Origin of the sequence: Bhargavaea ginsengi, assembly GCF_900109165.1 — a bacterium.
GTDB classification, from domain to species: Bacteria; Bacillota; Bacilli; order Bacillales_A; family Planococcaceae; genus Bhargavaea; species Bhargavaea ginsengi.
Map to the genome: position 1 here is coordinate 1 of NZ_FNZF01000013.1, position 6,412 is coordinate 6,412.

Here is a 6,412-nt window from a genome sequence, read left to right on the forward strand (position 1 = left end):
TAAGTGACAGCCGAAACCGTCTTTCCGCCTTCCTCCATGCGGAGGAAGGAACCATCCGGTATTAGCCCCGGTTTCCCGGAGTTATCCCGATCTTACAGGCAGGTTGCCCACGTGTTACTCACCCGTCCGCCGCTGAATCCGGAGAGCAAGCTCTCCTTCATCCGCTCGACTTGCATGTATTAGGCACGCCGCCAGCGTTCGTCCTGAGCCAGGATCAAACTCTCCATAAAGAGAGTATGAGTAAGCTCATACTTTAAAACTGGCATTTCATTCGTTCCGTTCACCCGACGGGGTCGGGTTCCGGGAACTTCGTTCATCAGCGTTTTGCTGTTCAGTTTTCAAGGTTCATTGTTTGTTGCTGTTGTTCGACAGCGACCTTACTAATATAACACGCCGTCAACTTCGAGTCAACAACTTTTTATAACTTTTTTCTTTCTTGTTTGTTTCTCTCGGAAACGCAACGTTGATAACTATACCACCGCCAAATGAACTGCGCAAGCCCAAATATCATAGTCGGAATGTTTCATTTCAATGGGCAATTCAGTACGGGATGTTGCTGCCGGGTAAAACAAAAACCGCCTGTCATTCCCCGAGGGAAAACAGGCGGAAACCATTAGTCTTTTTTACGCATCTGCGGGAACAAAAGGACGTCGCGGATCGACGGGGAGTCAGTCAGCAGCATGATCAGCCGGTCGATACCGATGCCGAGTCCGCCTGTCGGCGGCATGCCGTATTCAAGCGCTTCGATGAAATCGTCATCCATTTCATGCGCCTCGTCGTTACCCTGCTCCTTCTCGACCATCTGCGCCTCGAAGCGCTCACGCTGGTCGATCGGGTCGTTCAGCTCAGTAAATGCGTTCGCGTGCTCCCGGCGCACGATAAACAGTTCGAAACGGTCTGTGAACCGCCCGTCGTCCGGGTTCTTTTTCGCGAGTGGAGAGATTTCAACAGGATGCCCGTAGACGAATGTCGGCTGGACAAGCTCTTCCTCTACTTTCTGCTCGAAGAATTCATTCAGGACGTGGCCGACTTCCATCGTCGGCTTCACTTCGACGCCGTGTTCTTTCGCAAGAGCTTGCGCTTCTTCCTTCGTCATCTGCTTCCAGAAGTCAACACCCGTGAATTCCTTGACGATGTCCGCCATGTGTACCCGTTTCCAGCCCGGGGACAGGTCAATCTCTTCTCCGGCGTAAGTCACTGTTGTCGTGCCCAACACTTCCTGCGCGGCATTGGAGATGATGTTCTCGGTCAGCTCCATGATGTCGTTGTAGTCGGCATATGCCGCATACAGTTCGAGCATCGTGAATTCCGGGTTGTGGCGTGTCGAGATGCCTTCGTTCCGGAAGACGCGACCGATTTCGTATACCTTTTCCAGACCGCCGACAATCAGGCGTTTCAGGTGAAGCTCGATCGCAATCCTCATATAGAGTTCCATGTCGAGGGCGTTGTGGTGCGTGATGAACGGGCGAGCTGCGGCTCCGCCCGCAATGCTGTGCAGCATCGGGGTCTCGACTTCCAGATAGCCCTGTCCGTCCAGATAGTGGCGGATCGAGCGGATGATCTTGCTCCGTGTGATGAAGGTCTCTTTGCTTTCCTCGGATGTAAGCAGGTCCAGATAGCGCTGGCGGTAACGCTGCTCGACATCCTTGAGGCCGTGGAACTTGTCCGGCAGCGGGCGGAGCGCCTTGGTCAGGAATGTGAAGCTGGTTGCCCGAACCGAAAGTTCGCCGACCTTCGTACGGAACACCGTGCCGGTCACGCCGATGATGTCTCCGAGGTCTGCTCCCGTGAACAGTTCATAGGCTTCCTCGCCGACGTCGTCTTTCCGGACGTAGATCTGAATCTGGCCGTCCAGGTCCTGGATGTGCGCAAAACCGGCTTTGCCCTTTCCGCGCTTTGTCATGATCCGGCCCGCAATCGCCACTTCGTATGATTCCGCCTCCAGATCTTCTTTCGTTTTCTCACCGAAGTCTTCCTTGATGCAGGACGTCAGGTGCGTCCGCTCAAAGCGGGAGCCGAACGGATCCAGTCCCTTTTCTCTAATCTCTGTCATTTTCTCGCGTCTGACCACGAGCTGGTCATTTAATTCGTCCAGGTGCGACATGTCTTCCTCTCCTTTGTCAGTCCGTGCACAGGTTTACAGTCATGCGTTCATTGTACACAATCCATGCTGTTTCTTCACATATATTTATCCGGCTGAAATCTCTACGCGCCCCCAAAATAGAAAAGCCGCCACAAAAGCGGCGGCCCGACATAGTCAGACTGCGCTTGCGGCAGCCGGTTCGTTCTCCATTTCCTTGGCAAAACCAAGTAGAAGCGTCTTCAGCTCATCTTCGGTCTCCGCCTGGTTGACGCCTTTGCGGATTCCGGCATTGCCACGGATGCTCTTCAGGTACCACGATGCGTGCTTGCGCATCTCCCGTACCGCGACGTATTCGCCTTTCAGCTTCACGAGGCGGTCGAAATGCAGCAGGCAGACATCGATCTTCTCCTTTACGGACGGCATCCCGATGAGTTCTCCGGTTTCCAGGTACTTGACCGTACGGTAGATCATCCACGGGTCTCCGAGAGCGGCCCGGCCGATCATGACACCGTCCACGCCCGTCTCATCCAGCATGCGCCCGGCATCCTCCGGGGTATGGACATCACCGTTGCCGATCACCGGGATATCCACCGCTTCCTTCATCTTGCGGATCCAGTTCCAGTCCGCCTCTCCCTCGTACAGCTGTACGCGCGTGCGGCCATGGACGGCAATCGCCGCTCCGCCGGCTGCTTCGACCGCCTTTGCGTTTTCGACACCATAGAGATGGTCTTCATCCCAGCCGATGCGCATCTTGACGCTGACCGGTTTATCGACGGCTCCTACCACGGCGGACACCATCTCATGGATCTTGTCCGGGTCGAGCAGCCACTTGGCCCCCGCCTCGCACCGAATGATCTTGTTGACCGGGCATCCCATATTGATATCGATGATGTCGGCATTCGAATACTTGTCGACATATCTTGCCGCCTCGACGAGGTTTTCCTTATCGCCGCCAAAGATCTGCAGCGAGAGCGGGTATTCGCGCTCGTCGATGTACAGCATTTCCATCGTCTTTTCGTTCCGCTGATTAATACCCTTGTCGCTGATCATCTCGGCATACACGAGGCCCGCGCCGAATTCTTTAACGGTGAGGCGGAACGCGGAATTGCAGACGCCCGCCATCGGAGCGAGGACGACACGGTTGTCCATCGTGATGTCCCCGATCTTGAACGGCTTGCGTGTTTTGTTCATTTCATTTCCTCCTGCCTTGCCCGGATTCAGGACAAATTGCTGTATAGGGAAACCTGCTTATTCGCTTTGAAGAAAAGCGGCCGGTCCATCAATCTGTCTGTAAAGCTTGATTCCGCCCTCGAGATCGACTTCCGGAAAGCCGGGAAAGCGTTGCTTGAGCGTATCCGCAAGACCCGGTTCCACTTCAAGGAGCGGCACGAGAACAAACGCCCGCTCATGCATGCGCGGATGCGGGACGGTCAGTTTCTCCGTTTCCATATTTTCATCATTGAACAGCAGGATGTCAAGGTCGCACACCCGGGGACCCCAGCGTATCGTCCTCACGCGGCCGATCTCCGCCTCGATTCCGAGGCACGCATCCAGGAGTTCCTCCGCGCCGAGCGATGTGCGGAGCCGGAACGCCATATTGAGAAATGCGCCCTGGTCCTCGTAGCCGACCGGATCGGTTTCGTAGATGGAAGACAGGCGGTCCAGCTCTGTGCCGGGCAGGCCGTTTAGCCGGCTTGCCGCCTCGCGCAGGTAAACTTCCCGGTCCCCCATATTGGAACCGGCGGACAGATAGGCGATGTTCATGAGAACCGCCCTCTCGTGATGTCCACTTCGACTGCGCGGTAATGGCCCGGGATCGGGGGATCGGGCTTGATGACGCGTACCCGGCATCCCCCGACCTTGCCCCCGAAATCCTTCAGAATCGCCGATGCGATCCGCTCCGCGACCGCCTCGATCAGTTTCACGGGTTCTCCTTCCACAATCTCTTTCACGACCGTATACGCTTCCGCGTAGTTCACGGTCTTATCCAGATTATCCGTGCGGCCTGCCTCTTCCAGGCTGACGGCCAGGGACAGCGACACCGTGAACCGCTGGCCGATTTTCGTTTCCTCCGGCAGCGCGCCGTGGTAGCCGTAGAACTGCATCTCGTGCAGGTGAATGTAGTCCATCACAAGTCTCCTTTATATGCAGCCTTGCCCGTCAGCACGTCCATCATCCGCGTCATGCGACCGATTTCCTTCACGTCATGGACACGGACCATGTGGCAGCCCCTGTCGATTCCATAGCAGACTGTCGCACCCGTGCCCTCCATCCGCTCATCCACCGGAAGGTCCAGGATATTGCCGATCATGCGCTTGCGGGATGTGGCGAGCAGCACTGGGTAGCCCATCGAGACGAGATCATCAAGATGCCGCATCATGAGGATGTTCTCATTGGTTGTCTTGGCAAATCCGATGCCCGGGTCCAGCCAGATGTTGCGGTCACTGACACCGGCATCCTTTGCGATTTTGATGCTTTCCTCAAGGTCCGCCTTCGCATCCGGCCAGAAATCGCGGTATGGCTCCTCTTCCCGGTTATGCATGAGGATGATCGGGACGTCGCGCTCCGCGGCAAGTTTGGCAATGTCCGGCTCCCGCTTGGCTCCCCAGATGTCATTGATGATATGTGCGCCCGCATCGAGCGCACCCTCTGCCACTTCCGCCTTGTACGTGTCGACCGAAAGGCAGATGCCTTCCTCGTCCTTTAGCCGTTCGATCACCGGGACGATCCGGGAAAGTTCCTCGTCCACCGAGATGACGGTATGTCCGGGCCGTGTTGACTCGCCGCCGACATCGATGATTTTCGCTCCTTCGTCTCTCATCTGGAGCGCTTTGCGGACCGCTTCGTCCGTCCCATTATGCCGCCCTCCGTCGGAAAAAGAGTCAGGTGTCACGTTCAGGATTCCCATGATCACCGTTTCTTTATTGAAGTCCATGGATGCGCCGCCGAGCTGATAGCGGCCATCGCTGCCGTTGAATGCCATGCTGCCATACCTCCAGTTCACTGCGGCTCCCTGCCGCTCTTCTCCTCATCTTACAGCGGACCGGTACTGTTTTTCCATAGTGAAGCCGGAACATCCGGAAAACGCACAAAATAAAAAAGAGGGCCGGAGCCCCCTTTTTCATTGTTTGGTATGGTGATCAGTCGAACTGATAAAGCGGTGTGCTCAGGTAGCGTTCGCCGTTGGACGGGAGAATGGCGACGACCGTCTTGCCCTTGCCCAGCTTTTTCGCGGTCTCAAGAGCCGCATAAATGGCTGCGCCCGACGAGACTCCTCCGAGGATGCCTTCCTGGCGTGCGGCCTTGCGGGCTGTATCATATGCATTCTCATCGGATACCTGGATGATTTCATCATAGATATCTGTATCCAGTACTTTAGGAACAAAGCCGGCACCGATTCCCTGGATTTTGTGAGGGCCGGACTGGCCGCCGGACAGAACCGGGGATTTTTCCGGCTCGACTGCGATGATCTTCACTTCAGGGAAGCGTTCTTTCAATACGCCGCCTGCGCCGGTAATGGTCCCGCCTGTACCGATGCCGGAGATGAACGCATCCACCCGGTCAAGGGAGTCAGCGATTTCCGGGCCTGTCGTCAGGCGGTGAATTTCAGGGTTCGAGAAGTTCTCGAACTGCTGAGGCAGGAACCAGCCATTCTGATCTGCCAGTTCATTCGCCTTGGCGATGGCGCCCTTCATGCCGTCCGCTCCCGGCGTGAGCACGAGTTCGGCTCCGTACGCGCGGAGAAGGTTCCGGCGTTCCATGCTCATTGTGTCCGGCATGACAATGACAGTCTTATAGCCTTTTGCCGCCGCGACCATGGCCAGGCCGATCCCCGTGTTGCCGCTTGTCGGCTCGATGATCGTGCCGCCTTCCTGCAGCTTGCCTTCCTTTTCAGCCTGCTCGACCATCGCAAGCGCAATCCTGTCCTTGACGCTGCTGCCCGGGTTGAAGTACTCCAGCTTCAGGTAGATGTCCGCATCATTTTCTCCGGTCAGGCGGTTCACTTTCACCAGTGGCGTCTGATTAATGAGATCTGTAATCGAATTTCCTACTCGTGTTTTCATCCCCGTCACTCCAATCCCTATTAATCTAATAGGCTTTATTTCCTACATGATAACAATGTATGCGCAAAGGTGTCAATCTGTACAATTCCACACTCTCCGCCTTTCCTCCTTTATTCAAGCAGCAGAACAGGGCGGAATACCGCAAATAAAAAAGCACGCCAGCAGGCATGTGAACCGAACCCTATAAAGCGGACAGTTTAATAAAAGACCCTGCTTATGCGGCGATGAGATGACTCCGGTATTGTGCCGGAGTCATCTTTTTAAG

The 6,412-nt window shown here is 55.7% G+C and carries 6 protein-coding genes and 1 rRNA gene; all 7 read right to left on the bottom strand.

The features are described 5' to 3' along the window. Positions 1 to 230 (bottom strand): 16S ribosomal RNA (locus tag BMX91_RS15570); the annotation flags it as partial. 383 nt (positions 231 to 613) lie between these two features. After that, positions 614 to 2,104 (bottom strand): lysine--tRNA ligase, encoded by a 1,491-nt coding sequence (gene lysS / locus BMX91_RS15575; RefSeq protein WP_092056263.1) that lies wholly within the window; start codon positions 2,102 to 2,104, stop codon positions 614 to 616. 153 nt (positions 2,105 to 2,257) lie between these two features. Beyond that, complete coding sequence (dusB, locus tag BMX91_RS15580; RefSeq protein WP_092056265.1) at positions 2,258 to 3,274, bottom strand: tRNA dihydrouridine synthase DusB; 1,017 nt, start codon at positions 3,272 to 3,274, stop codon at positions 2,258 to 2,260. Between the two features lie 57 nt (positions 3,275 to 3,331). After that, a complete protein-coding gene (folK, locus tag BMX91_RS15585) occupies positions 3,332 to 3,847 on the bottom strand; it encodes a 2-amino-4-hydroxy-6-hydroxymethyldihydropteridine diphosphokinase (protein ID WP_092056268.1) in 516 nt (171 codons plus the stop codon). Beyond that, positions 3,844 to 4,212: a dihydroneopterin aldolase gene (gene folB / locus BMX91_RS15590; protein ID WP_092056270.1), complete on the bottom strand. Its 369-nt coding sequence runs from the start codon at positions 4,210 to 4,212 to the stop codon at positions 3,844 to 3,846. Before folB ends, folK begins: the two co-directional genes overlap by 4 nt. Continuing rightward, positions 4,212 to 5,066 (bottom strand): dihydropteroate synthase, encoded by an 855-nt coding sequence (gene folP / locus BMX91_RS15595; RefSeq protein ID WP_092056272.1) that lies wholly within the window; start codon positions 5,064 to 5,066, stop codon positions 4,212 to 4,214. The genes folB and folP overlap by 1 nt, the downstream gene beginning before the upstream one ends. Before the next feature lie 157 nt (positions 5,067 to 5,223). Further along, positions 5,224 to 6,147, bottom strand: a complete 924-nt coding sequence (gene cysK / locus BMX91_RS15600) for a cysteine synthase A (RefSeq protein WP_092056275.1) — start codon at positions 6,145 to 6,147, stop codon at positions 5,224 to 5,226. Positions 6,148 to 6,412: the final 265 nt, after the last annotated feature.